General features: G+C 69.7%; 20 protein-coding genes and 1 pseudogene. 17 read left to right on the top strand and 4 right to left on the bottom strand.

All coding sequences use genetic code 11. The annotated features are described in order from the left end of the window. Nucleotides 1-233: lysozyme inhibitor LprI family protein (locus tag AX690_RS00875; protein WP_066730183.1), on the bottom strand; the 233-nt coding region annotated here is incomplete at its 3' end. A gap of 71 nt (nucleotides 234-304) precedes the next feature. Here AX690_RS00875 and AX690_RS00870 point away from each other — a divergent pair. The 5 genes from AX690_RS00870 (at nucleotide 305) to AX690_RS00850 (ending at nucleotide 3507) form a co-directional block, all read left to right on the top strand. Further along, nucleotides 305-1249: a fatty acid desaturase family protein gene (locus AX690_RS00870; RefSeq protein ID WP_066685710.1), complete on the top strand. Its 945-nt coding sequence runs from the start codon at nucleotides 305-307 to the stop codon at nucleotides 1247-1249. A 25-nt stretch (nucleotides 1250-1274) separates the two neighbouring features. Next, on the top strand, nucleotides 1275-1934 hold the full coding sequence (locus AX690_RS00865) for a methyltransferase (RefSeq protein WP_066685683.1): 660 nt from the start codon (nucleotides 1275-1277) through the stop codon (nucleotides 1932-1934). 44 nt (nucleotides 1935-1978) lie between these two features. Continuing rightward, nucleotides 1979-2332 (top strand): VOC family protein, encoded by a 354-nt coding sequence (locus AX690_RS00860; protein ID WP_066685684.1) that lies wholly within the window; start codon nucleotides 1979-1981, stop codon nucleotides 2330-2332. A 56-nt stretch (nucleotides 2333-2388) separates the two neighbouring features. Further along, entirely contained in the window at nucleotides 2389-2916 is a 528-nt protein-coding gene (locus AX690_RS00855) for a hypothetical protein (protein WP_066685686.1), read from the top strand. Between the two features lie 84 nt (nucleotides 2917-3000). Next, a complete protein-coding gene (locus tag AX690_RS00850) occupies nucleotides 3001-3507 on the top strand; it encodes a hypothetical protein (RefSeq protein ID WP_066685687.1) in 507 nt (168 codons plus the stop codon). Here AX690_RS00850 and AX690_RS00845 read toward each other — a convergent pair. Beyond that, nucleotides 3504-4364 (bottom strand): NAD(P)-dependent oxidoreductase, encoded by an 861-nt coding sequence (locus AX690_RS00845; protein WP_066685712.1) that lies wholly within the window; start codon nucleotides 4362-4364, stop codon nucleotides 3504-3506. The two genes, AX690_RS00850 and AX690_RS00845, sit on opposite strands and share 4 nt — an antisense overlap. A 29-nt stretch (nucleotides 4365-4393) precedes the next feature. Between AX690_RS00845 and AX690_RS00840 the strand changes: the two genes are divergently transcribed. Genes AX690_RS00840 through AX690_RS00830 form a run of 3 tightly spaced genes read left to right on the top strand, consistent with a single transcriptional unit; the run spans nucleotide 4394 to nucleotide 6271 of the window. Further along, the gene (locus AX690_RS00840) at nucleotides 4394-4756 is read left to right on the top strand and encodes an MmcQ/YjbR family DNA-binding protein (protein ID WP_066685688.1); all 363 of its coding nucleotides are present in this window, start codon (nucleotides 4394-4396) and stop codon (nucleotides 4754-4756) included. Then, complete coding sequence (locus AX690_RS00835) at nucleotides 4753-5409, top strand: Pr6Pr family membrane protein (RefSeq protein ID WP_066685690.1); 657 nt, start codon at nucleotides 4753-4755, stop codon at nucleotides 5407-5409. Before AX690_RS00840 ends, AX690_RS00835 begins: the two co-directional genes overlap by 4 nt. 22 nt (nucleotides 5410-5431) lie before the next feature. Continuing rightward, nucleotides 5432-6271, top strand: a complete 840-nt coding sequence (locus AX690_RS00830; RefSeq protein WP_066685692.1) for an aldo/keto reductase — start codon at nucleotides 5432-5434, stop codon at nucleotides 6269-6271. On the opposite strand, the gene AX690_RS00825 is transcribed toward AX690_RS00830, so the two are convergent. Both AX690_RS00825 and AX690_RS24075 read right to left on the bottom strand, forming a co-directional pair. After that, on the bottom strand, nucleotides 6250-6942 hold the full coding sequence (locus tag AX690_RS00825) for an AraC family transcriptional regulator (protein ID WP_066685693.1): 693 nt from the start codon (nucleotides 6940-6942) through the stop codon (nucleotides 6250-6252). The genes AX690_RS00830 and AX690_RS00825 overlap by 22 nt on opposite strands. 147 nt (nucleotides 6943-7089) lie before the next feature. Continuing rightward, nucleotides 7090-7326: pseudogene (locus AX690_RS24075) on the bottom strand (hypothetical protein); the annotation flags it as partial. A gap of 287 nt (nucleotides 7327-7613) precedes the next feature. On the opposite strand from AX690_RS24075, the gene AX690_RS00820 reads away from it, so the two are divergent. The 9 genes from AX690_RS00820 to AX690_RS00780 form a co-directional block, all read left to right on the top strand. Further along, a complete protein-coding gene (locus AX690_RS00820) occupies nucleotides 7614-8888 on the top strand; it encodes a glutamate-5-semialdehyde dehydrogenase (RefSeq protein WP_066685695.1) in 1275 nt (424 codons plus the stop codon). Next, a complete protein-coding gene (locus AX690_RS00815; protein WP_066685696.1) occupies nucleotides 8854-9516 on the top strand; it encodes a nicotinate-nucleotide adenylyltransferase in 663 nt (220 codons plus the stop codon). Before AX690_RS00820 ends, AX690_RS00815 begins: the two co-directional genes overlap by 35 nt. A gap of 111 nt (nucleotides 9517-9627) precedes the next feature. Further along, nucleotides 9628-10059 (top strand): ribosome silencing factor, encoded by a 432-nt coding sequence (gene rsfS, locus AX690_RS00810; protein WP_197426741.1) that lies wholly within the window; start codon nucleotides 9628-9630, stop codon nucleotides 10057-10059. Between the two features lie 120 nt (nucleotides 10060-10179). Next, a complete protein-coding gene (rlmH, locus tag AX690_RS00805; protein ID WP_066685697.1) occupies nucleotides 10180-10644 on the top strand; it encodes a 23S rRNA (pseudouridine(1915)-N(3))-methyltransferase RlmH in 465 nt (154 codons plus the stop codon). Between the two features lie 16 nt (nucleotides 10645-10660). Next, on the top strand, nucleotides 10661-11722 hold the full coding sequence (locus AX690_RS00800; protein ID WP_066685698.1) for a murein hydrolase activator EnvC: 1062 nt from the start codon (nucleotides 10661-10663) through the stop codon (nucleotides 11720-11722). A 109-nt stretch (nucleotides 11723-11831) separates the two neighbouring features. Further along, on the top strand, nucleotides 11832-13223 hold the full coding sequence (locus AX690_RS00795; RefSeq protein ID WP_066685700.1) for a S41 family peptidase: 1392 nt from the start codon (nucleotides 11832-11834) through the stop codon (nucleotides 13221-13223). A 152-nt stretch (nucleotides 13224-13375) separates the two neighbouring features. Further along, on the top strand, nucleotides 13376-14557 hold the full coding sequence (locus AX690_RS00790; RefSeq protein WP_066685706.1) for a divergent polysaccharide deacetylase family protein: 1182 nt from the start codon (nucleotides 13376-13378) through the stop codon (nucleotides 14555-14557). Nucleotides 14558-14578: 21 nt separating this feature from the next. Continuing rightward, complete coding sequence (locus tag AX690_RS00785; RefSeq protein ID WP_066685708.1) at nucleotides 14579-15070, top strand: RNA pyrophosphohydrolase; 492 nt, start codon at nucleotides 14579-14581, stop codon at nucleotides 15068-15070. Between the two features lie 29 nt (nucleotides 15071-15099). Further along, the coding region (locus AX690_RS00780) for an alpha/beta hydrolase (protein WP_156449514.1) at nucleotides 15100-15903 on the top strand (804 nt) is incomplete at its 3' end.

The raw sequence follows: 15903 nt of genomic DNA, 5'->3' as shown, positions 1-15903 counted from the left end.
TTCTTCAGCCAGGCGCGCTGGTCGCCCATGATCGCGTCGCGCCCGCCCATCGGCACGAGGTGGCGCGTGATGCCGTACAGCTGGTCGACGCGCACGTCCTGGTCGTTCAGCGCGCGGTCGGCGCAGATGGCGCGCTCGTCGGCGGTCCGCGCCTTGCCGCAGTCGAAGCTGGCCGCGGCGGCGGGCGTCGCGGCCGCGGCGACAAGCAGAAGAGCGGTGATCAGACGGCGCATCGAAACCTCCGGAAACTCGTGACGTCGGGTCATCCTGTCGGGCCTAAGCTGAATGTGCGATGATCCGTTCCATGGCCGTCGCCGCCCGCGTCAAACCGCAGGACCTGTTCACGCCCGACGAATGGACGCGCATTTCCGCGCGCTCGTCCTGGCGCGGGATCGCGATGGTCGCCCACGCTTGGGCGGTGATCGTCGCGGCCGGGGCCCTGTTCGTGGCCTTTCCCAATCCGCTGACCTACGTGCTCGCGGTGATGCTGATCGGCGCGCGGCAGCTGGGCCTGGCGATCCTGATGCACGAGGCCGCGCACGGTGGGCTGCACCCCAATCTGAAGGTCAATGACTGGCTGGGCGAGTGGCTGTGCGCCGCGCCGATCGGCGCCTCGCTGGCGCGCTACCGCCCCTATCACCTGACCCACCACAAGTACGCCCAGCAGGCCGAGGATCCGGACCTCGTCCTGTCCGCGCCCTTCCCGACCACCGCCGCCTCGCTGCGCCGGAAGATGATCCGCGACCTGACCGGCCAGACCTTCTTCAAGCAGCGCTTCGGTTTTCTGCTGGGCAAGGCCAAGGGCGATACGCCCAAGGGCGCGATCGTCGCCGGAGAAGTCGCGCGCCAGACGCCGTTCCTGCTGTGGAACCTCGGCATCCTGGCCGTGCTCTCGGCCTTCGGTCTCTGGTGGGCTTGGCTGGCGCTGTGGATCGTGCCGATGGCCACCTGGTTCCCGCTGGTCACGCGCCTGCGCAACATCGCCGAGCACGCCCTGGTGGCCAAGGACGAGCCGGATCCCTTCCGCCACGCCCGCACCACCCGCGCCAACTGGATCGAGCGCGCCCTGATCGCGCCCTACCACGTCAACTTCCACGCCGAGCACCACCTGTTCATGCACACCCCGTGCTGGAACCTGCCCCTGGCGCACCGGCTGCTGGAGAAGAAGGGCCTGACGAAGGGCATGCTGACCGCGCCGGGCTACCTGTCGGTGCTGAAGGCCGCATCGAGCAAAGCGGTCGCCGCCTGAGGCCGGGCGTGCTCTAACGCCGTCCATGATCGTCCAGACCCTGGAAGGCCGCCGGGCTTTCATTCGCGACAACACCCGCCTGCAGGCGCCGCCGCATACGCCGGAGCTTTCCCTGCATCTCGCCGACGAGGTGACGCCGATCTGGAAGCTGACCGAGGAGGCGCTGGAGGAGATCGGCCTGCCGCCGCCGTTCTGGGCCTTCGCCTGGGCGGGCGGCCAGGCCCTGGCGCGCTACGTCCTCGACCATCCCGAGATCGTCGCCGGCAAGCGGGTGATCGACTTCGCGACGGGCTCGGGCATCGTCGCTGTGGCGGCGATGAAGGCGGGCGCGGCGCGCGTGCTGGCGACCGACATCGACGTCTTCTGCGAGGCTGCGGTGGGCTTGAACGCCGACGCCAACGGCGTCGAGATCGGCTTCACCGACCAGAACCTGCTGGACGCCCCGCCACCGCCGGCCGACGTCCTGCTGGCCGGCGACATCTGCTACGAGCGGCCGATGGCCGAGGCGGTCATGGCCTGGCTGGGACAGGGGCGCGCGACGGGCGCCCGCGTGCTGATCGGCGATCCGGGTCGCACCTACTTTCCCAAGGACGGGCTTGAGAAGCTGGCCGAGTACCAGGTGCCCACGACCCGCGAGCTCGAGGACCTGGCCGTCAAGCGCACCAGCGTCTGGACTCTGCCGTAACAGCAAACTAGAACAAACAAAGAACATTATCTGAGGAGATCGCCATGCGCGAGGACGGCAAGATCGACTATATCGAGTGGCCCGCCGGCGACCTGCCGGCCACCAAGGCTTTCTATTCGGCCGCCTTCGGCTGGAGCTTTGTCGACTACGGCCCCGACTACGCCGCCTTCGAGGGCGAGGGTTCGGACGGCGGCTTCGCCAGGCCGCAGGAAGGCGCCAGCGACCGCCCGCTGGTGATCCTGTACGCGCACGACCTGGAGGCCATGCTGGACAAGGTCGAGAAGGCCGGCGGGACGATCACCGCCCCGATCTTCAGCTTCCCCGGTGGCCGTCGCTTCCACTTCACCGACCCGTCCGGCAACGAACTGGGCGTGTGGAGCGCCACGGGCGCGGAATAGGCCAACGCGGCGAATCGCGATCGGTTCGCCGCCCAGGCCTTTCGAGGGGGGATGATATGCGGGCTTTGTTGGCGGATGTCGCGCTGCTGGGAATGACCGGGACCGCGCGGGCCGAGGATCCGCCGCCGGCGCCGATCCCCGTCGCGGTCAAGGCGCTCGAGGGCTGCTGGCGCGGCGCCGGCGAGGTAATGGGCAAGCCGGTCGACATCACCCTGGCCGTGAAGCCTGCTGGGCTCGGAACCCTGGTGACCGTCGACGCCGACAGCCGCGCCAAGGCCGATCCCGCCGACCGCTACGCCGCCCACCTGATCCTGGCCGGTCGGGGCCCCGCGCCCAAGGATGGCCCGGCGACGGGCGTCTCCGGCTTCTGGGCCGACAGCTTCGGCGGCGACTTCACCGCCGTCGGCAAGGGCGAGGCGGTCCCCGGCGGCTTCGACATTACCTATCCCTATCCGGACGCGGCCTTCGTCAATCGCTGGCGGCTGGACGGCGGCAAGTTGTCCTGGAGCATCGTCGCCCGCGCCGGCGACAAGGACGCGCCTTTCGCCGCCTACGCCATGACGCGCGTGGCCTGCCCGACCTAAGGCGGACTTACCGCCGCATCAAACCGTCGCACAGCGCCGCTAATGTCCGCTTCCTGACGATCGGGGGCCGACGGGGGCGAGGCGATGACGGCGGACAAGAGCTGCGGGTCCTGCGGCCTGTGCTGCAAGGTCCTGGCCATCGAGGCGCTGGACAAGCCCGACGGCGTCTGGTGCGGCCACTTCCGGAAAGGCGGCGGTTGCGGCTTCTATGCGGACCGGCCCGCCGCCTGCCGGGCTTTCGAGTGCCTGTGGCTGACCTCGTCGCGCCTGGGCGACGAATGGCGGCCCGACAAGGCCGGGTTCGTCATGTATTCCGACCGCGACGGCAAGCGGCTGAACGTCGTGGTCGACCCGGGCAAGCCCGCCGCCTGGCGGCGCGAACCGTACTTTTCCTACATCAAGGCGATGTCGCGCCGGGCGCTGGACGGCTACGAGCTGGTGGTCTGCGTCGGCGACCGCCGCACCGTGGTCTTCCCCACCGAGGAGATCGACCTCGGCGTCCTGCCGCCCGACCGCAAGCTGGTCAGCGGCTATATCGAGCGGGACGGCGCCCTGACGCCCTTCGCGATGGTCCTCGCCGACGCGGATTAGAACCGCGGATGGAACGCCCTCGGGCTCCAGCCGAAATCCCGCGTGGCGTCGGACGAATCGAACGTCAGGTCCTGGCCCATGCGCGTCCCCATCGCCGCGGTGGCGCCGGGATAGAAGGGCTTGGCCAGCCGCATCAGCAGGGCGAACAGCCAGGTCGGCATCGGCAGGGAGCGCGGCGTCTTGCCCAGGCCCTGGAAGATGCGGTCGACCATGACGCGATAGGTCACCGTCTCGCCGCCGACCAGATCATAGGCCCGGTTCCGCGCGGCCGACGCCTTCGCCGCCGCCAGAGCGCCGACCGCCAGGTCCGCCGCGTGCACCGGCTGGCGCAGCCCCTCTCCGCGTCCCGACAGCGGCATCACGTGGAAGCGTCGGACCAGGCGCGCGATGCGGCTGACGTTTTCGTCATGGCCTTCGTCATAGATCAGGGTTGGACGCAGGATCGTCCAGGCGACGCCGTGAGCCGCGCACCAGGTCTCGATCGCCTGCTCGGCGTCGATCAGCGCCTTGGCCACCGCGCGCTCGCCGGGCTCGGGCGAGTCGACCTTGGTGAAGCGGCTGGTCGAGGAGAAGGCGATCAGTCGGACCATGCCCCGCGCCTTCAGGCTGGGCAACAAGGCCGGCAACAGCCAGATCGGCGACAGCGAGAACACCGTCGCCGCGGGCGGCAGGCGCGCCTCCACGTCCGGATCGGTCAGGTCGGCGTCGACCCAGCAGGCGTCGCCGCCGGGCGGGCGGCGACTGATGGCGACGGGATCGACGCCCTCGTCCGCCAGCCGGGCCATCAGGTGGCCGCCGATCAGGCTGGTCGCGCCCAGCACCAGGACAGGCGTCTTGAGGGTGTTGTCGAAGTCCATGACCCACATATAGTCGCGCCGCCGAGGGGTTGCCCATGACCTATGACGACATTGCCGCCTTCGCCCTGCGCCTGCCGGGCGTCGAATACGGGACCGCCTACGGTCGCCCGTGCCTGAAGGCGCACGGCAAGTTCCTGACCCGACTGTTCGAGGACGGCGAGAGCCTGGTCTGTCCCGGCGTGCCGTTCGAAGAGCGCGAGATGCTGATCGAGGCCGAGCCCGCCGTCTTTCACTTCACCGACCATTTCCGCAACTATCCCTACGTCCTGATCCGCCTGGCCGGCGCTCATCCTGGAACCGTTGAGGGACTGGTGCTGCGCCAGTGGCGGGCGACCGCCCCCAAGACGGTGCTGAAGGCCTGGGACGAAAGCCGAGCGACGGGAGCCGCATGATCGACAAGACCAAGGCCTGGCGCGTCCTGATCGCGCTGATCGCCGCCTCGGGGCCGCTGCTGCAGTACGGCCTGATGGCCTATGACGAGACCCTCGCGACCCTGCCGGCCAAGACCGTGGAGTTCTTCAGCTATTTCACGATCCTGTCGAACGCCCTGGCGGCCATCGCCCTGGCCGCGCCGCTGATCGCGCCGGACAGCCGGCTGGCGTTGTGGTCGGAGAAGGCCGGTCCTCGCGCGGCGATCGCGACCTATCTGGCGATCACCGCCGTGGTCTATCACACGATGCTGGCCCACACCTGGGACCCGCAAGGCCTGCGCCTCGTGGCCACCACGCTCAACCACACGATCACGCCGGCCGCCTTCCTGCTGGATCTGGCTCTGCGCGGCGGCCAGGGCGAGGCGCGCTGGATCGCGGCGCTCAAGTCGATGGCCTTCCCGGCCCTGTTCGGCGCCTGGACCCTGGCCCACGGCGCGCTCTCAAGCTTCTATCCGTATCCCTTCATGGACGTGACCAAGCGCGGCTATCCCGCCGTTCTGCTGACGATCGTCCAGATGGGCGTTGCATTCGCTCTCGTCTGCCTGATCTTCGTCGCCCTGTTGCGCGTTCGGATTAGAATGGCGCCGGCCAAGCCCGCTCCCCTATCCGCCTGACCGCCTTTTCTCGGAGTTCTCGATGTCCAAGCTCGTCCCCGCCGTCCGCTCCGGCGACGTCCTGATGCCCGCGATCGGCTTTGGCACCTGGCAGCTGGAGAACGGAACCGCCGTCCCGCTGGTCGAGAAGGCCCTGGAGGTCGGCTACCGCCACATCGACACCGCCCAGATCTATGGCAACGAGCAGGACGTCGGCGCGGCGATCAAGAACAGCGGGATCAAGCGCGACGAGCTTTTCGTCACCACCAAGGTCTGGATCGACCAGTTCGCCGACGGCGACCTGCAGCGCTCCGCCGAGATCAGCCTGGAGAAGCTGGGCCTCGACCATGTCGACCTCCTGCTGCTGCACTGGCCCAAGCCCGACGTGCCGCTGGCCGAGACGCTGGGCGCCCTCAACGAGGTCCGCGCCAAGGGCTGGACCCGCGCCATCGGCCTGTCGAACTTCCCGTCGGCCCAGCTGGAAGAGGCCGCCAAGCTGTCGGACGCCCCGATCGCCACCGACCAGGTCGAGTATCACCCCTATCTTTCCTTGAAGACCCTGAAGGCCAAGGCCGACGCCCTGGGCGTCTCGATCACCGCCTGGTCGCCGCTGGCCCAAGGCAAGGTCGCCCAGGATCCACTGCTGATCGACATCGGCCGCGCCCACGGCAAGACGCCCGGCCAGGTCACCCTGCGCTGGATCATCCAGCAGGGGATCATCGCCATCCCCCGCACCAGCAACCCGAAGCGGGTCGAGGAGAACTTCGACATCCTCGACTTCGAGCTGTCGGACAAGGAGATGGCCGAGATCCACGGCCTGGCCCGCCCCGACGGCCGGATCGGCGACTGGCTGGACAAGGCCTATCGCTGGGACGCGGCGTAGGCCGGAAGCGCTGCCGGATTCGTCGCCATCTCGGTGATGTCGACGGATCTCCGCCTCCAGCGCGCCGGCGGCACACCCACGATCTGGCCAAACACCCGGGTCAAGTGGCTCTGGTCCGCGAAACCGCAGGTCAAGGCGATCTCGGCGATGGTGAGATCGTTGGACACGAGCAGGTTTTTAGCCTGCTCGACCCGGAGCAGCAGCCGCCAGCGCCGCGGCGTGGCGCCGAAGGTCTGCTTGAAGGCCTTGATGAAATAGCCGTTGGAAAGGCGGCAGGCGGCCGCGAGTTCCGACACCGTCGGCGCGTCCTGGTCCAGCCTCGCCATCATGCCGACAGCCCGCTTTCGCTGCCATAGTGATAGGCCGCCCCTCGCGATCTCGGGTAAATCCGGGACCGACGTATCGACAACGCCGCGAGGCCTTTCGGCCGCCCAGGGATCGCGTTCGGTGGCGGCGCCCACCGCCGCCGCGATCACGCACAGCAGATCCCGCCCCCCGTCCAGATCCGGATCGGGCCGCCTTAGACGACTTAGGCCGTCCTCGACGCTGGAGAGGATGACCGCGATCTCGGGCGGGATCTCGCTGGAGTCCGCGCGATGGTCCTGGAGCCGGACCACTCGGTCCCGCCCCATAGGATCCTCGCGCCGATCATAGGCCTTGTCGCAATGCATGGGACGCGCCTTCCTTGCCCGCGAAGACGTCATGCTTTCGCGGCCGTCATGGCGAACGTCGCCCCTTCGCCACCGTCTCTCAATCTCGTCAGGTGGGCCGAGGCCCACCCTTTCGGGTCTAGCCCTCGGAACGCGGGCGCGCGGGAGTCAGCGGTCCTGAGCTTGCACAGCCTTGACCGCGTCCTCGATGACCGCGGCGATCTCCTTGGGATGCGACAGGATCGAGTGGTGGCTCGACGACAGGACCGTGGTCTTGGCGTTCAGCTTCTTGGCCAGGTCGCGCTGCAGGGCCGGGCTCAAGGCGCGATCGTCGGCCGAGACGACATACCAGGACGGGCGCGGCAGACGCCGGCGCGACGGCGAAGAGGCCGCCCACGGCGACCAAGGCGGAAGCCGTCGCGCTGATCATCAAGGTCTTGAGCATGCCGCAGATCTCCGGGAGACCGCCGCAGCGGGAACGGGGTCAGGCCCCGACGATCGCCGGCGCCATGTCCGACCTTAGGGCGGCGCTTCGCCGCGCGGCTTGTACCGATGGAGGTGTTTGGGTGTGAGTTGCTCGAATGCGCCTCCACCAAAACTCCCTCCGCTTTCAGACGAAGCCGGTTTCATCCCGTCCAGAAAACGCCTAGGTAAGGCTCAACCTGAGCATAAGAATGCGGGGACGAGCGAACATGGACGACGCGGGCGCGGGCTTGCAGGCGACGATGGCGGACATGGGCCGGACGGCCCGCGAGGGCGCGCGCGCCCTGCGCCTGGCCTCGCCAGAGCAGCGCACCGCCGCCATCCGCGCGATGGCCGCCGAAATCCGCAAGGCCGCGCCGGCCATCCTGGCGGCGAACGCCGAGGACCTGGCGCGGGCCAAGGCCAATGGCGTCTCGGGCCCCATGCTCGATCGCCTGGCCCTGGACGAAAAGCGCCTGGAAGGCGTCGCCGCCGGCGTCGAGGCTGTCTCCGAGATCCCCGATCCGCTGGGCGTGGCGACCTCGCGCTGGACGCGGCCCAATGGCCTCGACATCAGCCGCGTGCGTACGCCGATCGGCGTAATCGCCATGATCTATGAGAGCCGCCCAAACGTGACCGCCGACGCGGCGGCGCTGTGCGTGCGCTCGGGCAACGCCGTGATCCTGCGCGGCGGGTCGGAGTGCATCGCCTCGAACCTCGCGCTTCACGCGGCCATCGAGCGCGGCCTGGAGGCGGCCGGCCTGCCCGCCGGCGCGGTGCAGGCGGTGAAGACGCCGGACCGCGCCGCCGTCGGCATGATCCTGCAGGGCCTGGACCGCTCGATCGACCTGATCATCCCGCGCGGCGGCAAGAGCCTGGTCGCCCGCGTCCAGGCCGAGGCCCGCGCCCCGGTGCTGGGCCACCTTGAGGGCCTGAACCACGTCTTCGTCCACGCCGCCGCCGACGTGAAGAAGGCCACGGACATCGTGGTCAACGCCAAGCTGCGCCGCGTGTCGGTCTGCGGCGCGGCCGAGACCCTGCTGGTCGACAAGGCCGCCGCCGACAAGCTGCTGCCGCCGATCGCGCAGGCGCTGGCGGCGGCCGGCTGTGAGCTGCGCGGCGACGACGCCGCCCGCGCGATCGTCCCGGCCATGAAGGCCGCGACGGCGGACGACTGGACCACCGAATACCTCGCCGCGATCCTGGCCGTGGCCGTGGTCGACGGCGTCGAGGGCGCGGCCCAGCACATCGCGACGTTTGGCTCGGGCCACACCGACGCGATCGTCACCGAGGACGCGGCCGCCGCCGAGGCCTTCGTCGCGGCGGTCGACAGCGCCATCGTGCTGGTCAACGCCTCGACCCAGTTCGCCGACGGCGGCGAGTTCGGCTTCGGGGCCGAGATCGGCATCGCCACTGACAAGCTACACGCCCGCGGTCCGGTGGGGGCCGAGCAACTGACGACGTTCAAATATGTGGTTCGCGGGACCGGCCAGACTCGTCCCTGACGCCGGCCGGCCCGCTGCGCAGCGCCTTGGCTTCCACCTGGAGCCGGGCATGCGCGTCGGCCTGTTCGGCGGCAGCTTCAACCCGGCGCACGAGGGCCACGCCCACGTGGCCGAGACCGCTATGCGTCGTCTGGAGCTGGATCGCGTCATCTGGCTGGTCTCGCCGCAGAATCCGCTGAAGTCCTCGCACGAGACCAAGCCCGTGGCCGAACGCATGGCGCAGGCCCGCCGCTGGGCGCGGGGCTCGGGCATGATTGTCTCCGACGCCGAAACGCGCCTCGGCTCGCAATATACGATCGACACCCTGCGGGTGCTGAAGGCCCGCTTCCCGGGCGTGAAGTTCGTGTGGGTGATGGGGGCCGACAGCCTGGCGGGCTTCCACCGCTGGCGCGGCTGGACCCAGATCATGCGCGAGGTTCCGGTGGCGGTGATCTCGCGGCCCTGGATCGCGCTGAAGGCCCGCACGGCGCCGGCCGCCCGTCGCTTCGCCTTCGCCCGCTGGCCGGCCAGCGCCGCGTCCCGCCTGCCCGACGCCACCGCGCCGGCCTGGGTCTATCTGACCGGGCCGCTGAATTTCGCGTCCTCGACGGCGATGCGGGCGCGGCAAAAGGGCAAGCTGGGCCGCTAGCTTCAGCGCGCCGCGCGGGGCCAAATCGCGCTTCGTGAACGCGCCCTCTCACTTTTCGCCCAATTCCGTGCTATGGAGACGATCCACAGCGACCCCATAAGGAGCAATACGCTGCGTAGCGACCCCGCGCATGGTGCGCACGAAGGCTTGGCCGGCGCCGAGTCCTCGACTGAATCCCCCGGCCTGAGTCCGGTTCTCGACGTGAAGGCGCTGGAGCGCCTGATCCTGTCCCGCCTGGACGACGACAAGGCCCAGGACATCGTCCACATCGACCTGACGGACAAGAGCTCGGTCGCCGACAGCCTGATCGTGGCGTCGGGCCGTTCGCACCGTCACGTCGGCGCCCTGGCCGACCACATCCTGCGGGCGCTGAAGGAAAACGGCTTCGGCAAGGCGCGGGTCGAAGGCCTGCCGCACTGCGACTGGGTGCTGATCGACGCCGGCGATGTCGTCATCCACCTGTTCCGCCCCGAAGTGCGCGCCTTCTACAATATCGAGAAGATCTGGGCGGTCGACGCCCCGCACCGCACGGCGGCGAACTGATCCTTCCGATGACGCTCGGCCGCCGCCTCACGAAAGGGTGGCGGCCTTGAGCCCCTTCTTTGCCTGGCGCGTGGCGGGCGCCGACCCCGGTTTCCACTTTCGGCCGCCACGCTTGCCTTCATGAAGATCACCATCCTCACCGTCGGAAAACTCGGCCGCATGGTCGAGGCGCAGTTGGCCCTGGACTATGCGTCCCGCGCCACGGCGTCTGGCCGCGCCCTGGCGCTGGGCCCGGTCGAGATCGTCGAGGTCGAGGCCCGCAAGCCCGGCAAGGCGGCCGAGGCCGAGGTGCTGCGGCCCCACCTCGAAGGCGCCCACGTCATCGCCTGCGACGAGCACGGCAAGGTCCGCAAGAGCCGCGACTTCGCCGATCACCTGGCCAAGCTGCGCGACGACGGAACCCGGCGCGTGGTCTTCCTGATCGGCGGCGCAGACGGCCTGGATCCCTCGATCTTGTCGACCGCCAACGAGACCATGGCCTTCGGGCCGCAGACCTGGCCGCACGCCCTGGCCCGCGCGATGCTGGCCGAGCAGATCTATCGCGCCGCGACCATCCTGTCGGGCTCGCCCTATCACCGGGATTAGGTCTAGTAAGGGCGCGATGCTTCGCCGCCCCTCGCGTCTTGTCCTCGTCCTCGCCGTCCTGGCGCTCGCCGTCCCCACGGCCGGGGTCGCCTGGCAGAGCGTCGATCGCGCCGCCATGGAGCAGCGCGCCAAGGACCGCCAGGAGGCCGCCGACACCCGCCGAGAGATCGAGGACCTGCGGGCCGAGCTCGACCGGCTGGATCACGCCCGCGTCACGGCCGGCGCCGACGTCGACGCCAAGCGCGCCCGGCTGGAGACCCTGAACGCCCGTGAACGCGCCATCCTGGCCGACCTGGGCCTGAACCGGCAGCGGCTGGCCAGGCTGCTGTCAGCGCTGCAGCTGTTCCGCCGCGATCCGCCGCCGGCCCTTCTGGTCTCGCCGGCCAACGCTCGCGACGCCGTCCGCGCCGCGATCCTGATCCGCGCCATGACGCCGGACTTGCAACACCGCGCCGAGGCCTACGCCCGACAGGCCACGGCCGTCGGGACGTTGCGCCGCGAGGCCGCCGCCGCCTCGGCCGAGCTGTTCACCGCCGAAAGCGTGGTCGCCGACCGCAAGGGCGAGATCGAGCGGCTGATCATCGAAAAGACCCAGCTGGAGCGCGCCTACGCCCAGGAAGCCCTGGCCCAGGAGAGCGAGCTGCGCACCCTCGGCGCGCTCAGCGACGGACTGGGCCGTTCGGCCGCGACCGGACCGCTGGCGCTGCGCGCGCCGGTCGCCGGCGCCATCGTCCGGCGCTTTGGCCAGGAGATGCCCGCCGGCGGCAAGGCGCCGGGCCTGACCCTGCGGACCGACAAGGGCCTGTCGGTGACCTCGCCCGTCGCTGGAACCGTGGAGTACGCCGGGGCCCTGAACGGATGGGGCGCGGTGATCATTCTACGAGCGCAGGGCGCCTATCACATCGTGCTGGCCGGCCTCGACCAGATCACCGCCGCGCCTGGACAATCTGTCGCGGCCGGCGCCCCGATCGGAAAGATGCCGGACCATGTATCCTCTGATCCGGAACTCTATATGGAAGTGCGTGAGAACGGCGAACCGGCCGATCCGGAACGCTGGTTCAAACAGGAGTCGCGATAAGCGGCTTTTTCGGTAATGTGACTGTCTTCGGACAATCACAAGTTCGGGTTGGACGGGGCTATAATTGGTTTGCGACGCCGCGCGTCGCCAGGGAGCCTTCTGGGCCTTAATGCGCAAGTATCTGCTCATCGGCGTTTCCGCCTTCGTCCTCGGCGCGGGGACCATGGCCTACATCAGCCCCATCGCCCAGGCGAACAACGCGCCCAAGACCAAGACCTACAAGCTGCTCGAGCTGTTCGGCGACGTGCTGGGCACGGTCGAGGACCAGTACGTCACCGAGGTCGACGACAAGAAGCTGATCGAGGCGGCGCTGGACGGCATGCTGACCAGCCTGGACCCGCACTCGGGCTACCTGTCGCCCGACAGCTACGAGGACATGCAGGACACCACCCGCGGCGAGTACGGCGGCCTGGGCCTGGAGGTCACCAGCGAGGACGGCGTGGTCAAGGTGATCTCGCCGATGGACGGCACCCCCGCCGCCCGCGCCGGCGTGCAGGCCGGCGACTATATCACCGCCGTCAACGGCCAGAGCGTGCTGGGCCTGACCGTCAACGAGGCGGTGAAGCAGATGCGCGGCCCGGCCGGCGAGCCGGTCACCCTAACCATCGCCCGCGACAAGAACGACCCGTTCGACGTCAAGCTGGTCCGCGAGATCATCAAGCCCAAGGCCGCCATCGCCCGCATGGAAGGCGACTATGGCTATGTCCGCCTGCCCGGCTTCAACGAGAAGGCCACCGAGGCCCTGACCGCCTCGATCAACGAGCTGAAGACCAAGAACCCGAAGATGAAGGGTCTGATCCTGGATCTTCGCAACAATCCGGGCGGCCTGCTCGACCAGGCGGTCGGCGTCGCCGACGTGTTCCTGGACGGCGGCGAGGTGGTCAGTCAGCGCGGCCGCGACCCGCGCAACATCCAACGCTACAACGCCAAGCCCGGCGACGCGCTGAACGGCCTGCCGATGGTCGTCCTGATCAACCAAGGCTCGGCCTCGGCGGCCGAAATCGTCGCCGGCGCCCTGCAGGACCGTCATCGCGCCGAGCTCGTCGGCCTCACCAGCTTCGGCAAGGGCTCGGTGCAGACGGTGATCCCGCTGCGCGGCGGGGCCGACGGCGCCCTGAAGCTGACGACGGCGCGCTACTTCACGCCGTCGGGCCGCTCGATCCAGAAGACCGGCATCGCGCCTGACCTCGAGGTCGCCCAGACCCGCGACCAGGCCCAGGACATCGCCAACCGCGTGTGGTTCAGCGAGGCCAGCTTCAAGAACGCCTTGAACGCCGACGAGGGCAAGACCCGCGTCGCGCCGCACGCGCCCGCCGAGGCGCCGCCGCCAGGCTTCGACGACAAGAAGGACGACTTCCAGCTGGAGCGGGCCCTGGCCGTGCTGAAGGCCGGCGGCGTCGCCAACACGCCCAAGCTGCCCAAGCCGGCCGCCAAGATCGCCGAGGTCACCGCCAAGGCGGCCGCCGCCGCGACCAAGGCGCAGCCCACCGACAAGAAGTAGATCCGCGCCACCTTCGCGCTAAGGGAACGCCGCCTCGCCTCCGCGAAGGCGGCGTTTTCGTGCGCCCGTGCGGCGTCGCGCCGCGCTCTGGCGGGCGGCTGGCGACGTCTTGTTAACCATCTCTTCGGGCCTTCCGCTTAGCCTGCGAGGCGATGGCCGCCACGTTTTCCCGCAAGCCCGCCTACGCCGCCGCCACGCCCGCATCCGGCGGGTCGACCGCGCTGCGCGGGAAGCTGGCCGCGGCCCTGGCCAACCCCTATGTCGGCGCCGGCGGCGCGGCCTGCCTGTTCCTGGCCTCGCTGGCGACCCTCGTCCTGGTGACCAGCGACCCCCACGCCGGCAACCCCGTCGTACGGCTGGAGCTGACCAAGATCGGCGCGACCAAGAACGCGCCCGAAGGTTGGCGCGAAGCCTTGACCGCCGAGGACCCGCACGAGGCGCCGCTGAAGCCCGTCGAGCTCCAGCTCTCCCGCGCGCCCTTCCCGGCGACCGCCGCCGAGGAGGGCGAAAAGCCGGCCTTCGAGGGCGAGCAACCGCCGCCGCCCGTCCAGAAAGGCCCCGGACTGCCCCAGGCCCCCATCGCCGGCCTGACCGCGCCCGGCCCCGGCGGCGCGCCCCTGCCGATCATCGCCGCCGACGGCCGCACCGCCGCCGACGCCTATGCGCGCCCCTTCACGCCCAATGGTCGCCCCAAGGTCTCGGTCGTCATCGGCGGCCTTGGCCTGAACGCCCAGACCACCCGCGCGGCCATCGAGACCCTGCCCGCCGAGGTCACCCTGTCGTTCGCGCCCTACGCCGAGGGCCTGCAGGGCTGGATCGACCTGGCCCGCGAGCATGGCCATGAGGTGCTGCTGGAGACGCCGATGGAGCCGGCGGACTATCCGGCCAATGATCCTGGCCCCTACACCCTGATCGCCGCCAACCGCCCCGAGGACACCGTCCGCAAGCTGGAATGGCTGATGTCGCGGGCCACCGGCTATTTCGGCCTGTCGAACTATCTGGGCGCGCGCTTCGTCGACAACGACCAGGCGATGACCACCTTCAACGCGGTGCTGAAGGCGCGGGGCCTGGCCTTCATCGACGACGGCCTGGCCGCCCGTCGCGGCGGGTCGATCCCGCGCGCCTCGGCCGATCGGGTGATCGACGACGAGCTGTCGGCTAGCGCCATCGACGCCCAGCTCCGCGCCCTGGAAAACGGCGCCTCGGCCCGGGGCCAGTCGCTCGGCTCGGGCTTCGCCTATCCGGTGACCATCAACCAGGTCCGCCTCTGGGCCGCCGGCCTGCAGGCGCGCGGCCTGCAGCTGGCGCCGGCCTCGGCCCTCGCGCACCGCTAAGCCTTGTGGAATAAGGCTCTCATGAGTTCAGAGCCTGACTATCCGCAGCACCGTCCGAACGTCGGCGTCGTGCTGTTCCATCCGGACGGCCGCGTCTGGCTGGGACGCCGCCACAAGCAGGCGCCGCCCTACAACTGGCAGTTCCCGCAAGGCGGGGTCGACGACGGCGAGGACCTCGAAGCCGCCGCCCGCCGCGAACTGGCCGAGGAGACCGGCGTGACGTCGGTCAAGCTGCTTGGGCGCACGCCCGGCTGGATCACCTACGACTTCCCGCCGGAGGTTCTCGCCGACCCCAAGTCTTCGCGCGGCTGGCGCGGTCAGAAGCAGGTCTGGTTCGCTTATCGCTTCGTCGGGGACGAGGCCGAGATCGATCTTGCGGCGGACGAACACATCGAGTTCGACGCTTGGCGATGGGGTAGGCTCGACGAAGCACCCGAACTGATCGTACCTTTCAAACGCGGCGTCTACGAAGCAGTCGTCGCCGCGTTCGCGGGGTTCGCGCGAGGGGCCTGATTTCCGGGTCTTCGCGCGGGGGGAGAACGGTGGTGGAAACAGTTCTGTTGATTCACGGCTACGGCTGCGCAGGCGACGTGTGGGGACCCGTCGCCGGCCGGCTGCGCGCCGAGGGCTATCGCGTGGAGACGCCGACGATCCGGGCGGCGGTGCGGACCGTCGATGGGCCTCGCGCCGGTCTGGCGGGCCTGACGCTGGCCGACTACGTCGCCGAGATGGCGGCCTACGCCCAGACCCTGGCGCGGGAGACCGGCAAGAAGCCGATCGTGATGGGTCACTCGATGGGCGGCCTGATCGCCCAGAAGATCGCCGAGGCCGGCCTGGCCTCGGCCGTCGTCTTGTTCGCCCCGGCCTCGCCCGCCGATGCGCGCGGTAAGCCGAGGCTGGCGCCGCTGATCACCTTCCTGAACATGGCCCTGGCCGGCAAGCCCGAGACCAAGGCCGGCAAGATGTGGAAGACCGGCTTCAAGTTCGGCGTCGCCAATAGCGTGCCGCCGGAGCGCCACGACGCGCTCTACGCCGCCATGGTCTACGACAGCGGCCGCGTGCTGGCCGACCTGGCCCGGCCCCACCAGGATCCGAACAAGGCCGCCTATGTCGACGCCAGCAAGGTCACCGCGCCGATGCTGGTCATGGGCGGCGCCCTTGATCGCACGACACCCGTCGAGGACGTGCGTCTCGTCAGCAAGAAGTACGCTGGCGCCGAGTATCGCGAGTACCCCAACAACGCCCACTATCTGATAGATGAGCCAAACACGATGAAGATCCTCGACGACCTGATCGCCTGGCTGGGCGGCAAGAAGCAAACGCCGGCCGCCACTCCCGCGCCGACT

Origin of the sequence: Caulobacter sp. CCH9-E1 (assembly GCF_001556515.1) — a bacterium.
In the GTDB taxonomy this organism is placed as follows: domain Bacteria; phylum Pseudomonadota; class Alphaproteobacteria; order Caulobacterales; family Caulobacteraceae; genus Caulobacter.
Note: the sequence above shows the minus strand (reverse complement) of the source record. Positions and strands in the feature narration are given on the sequence as shown.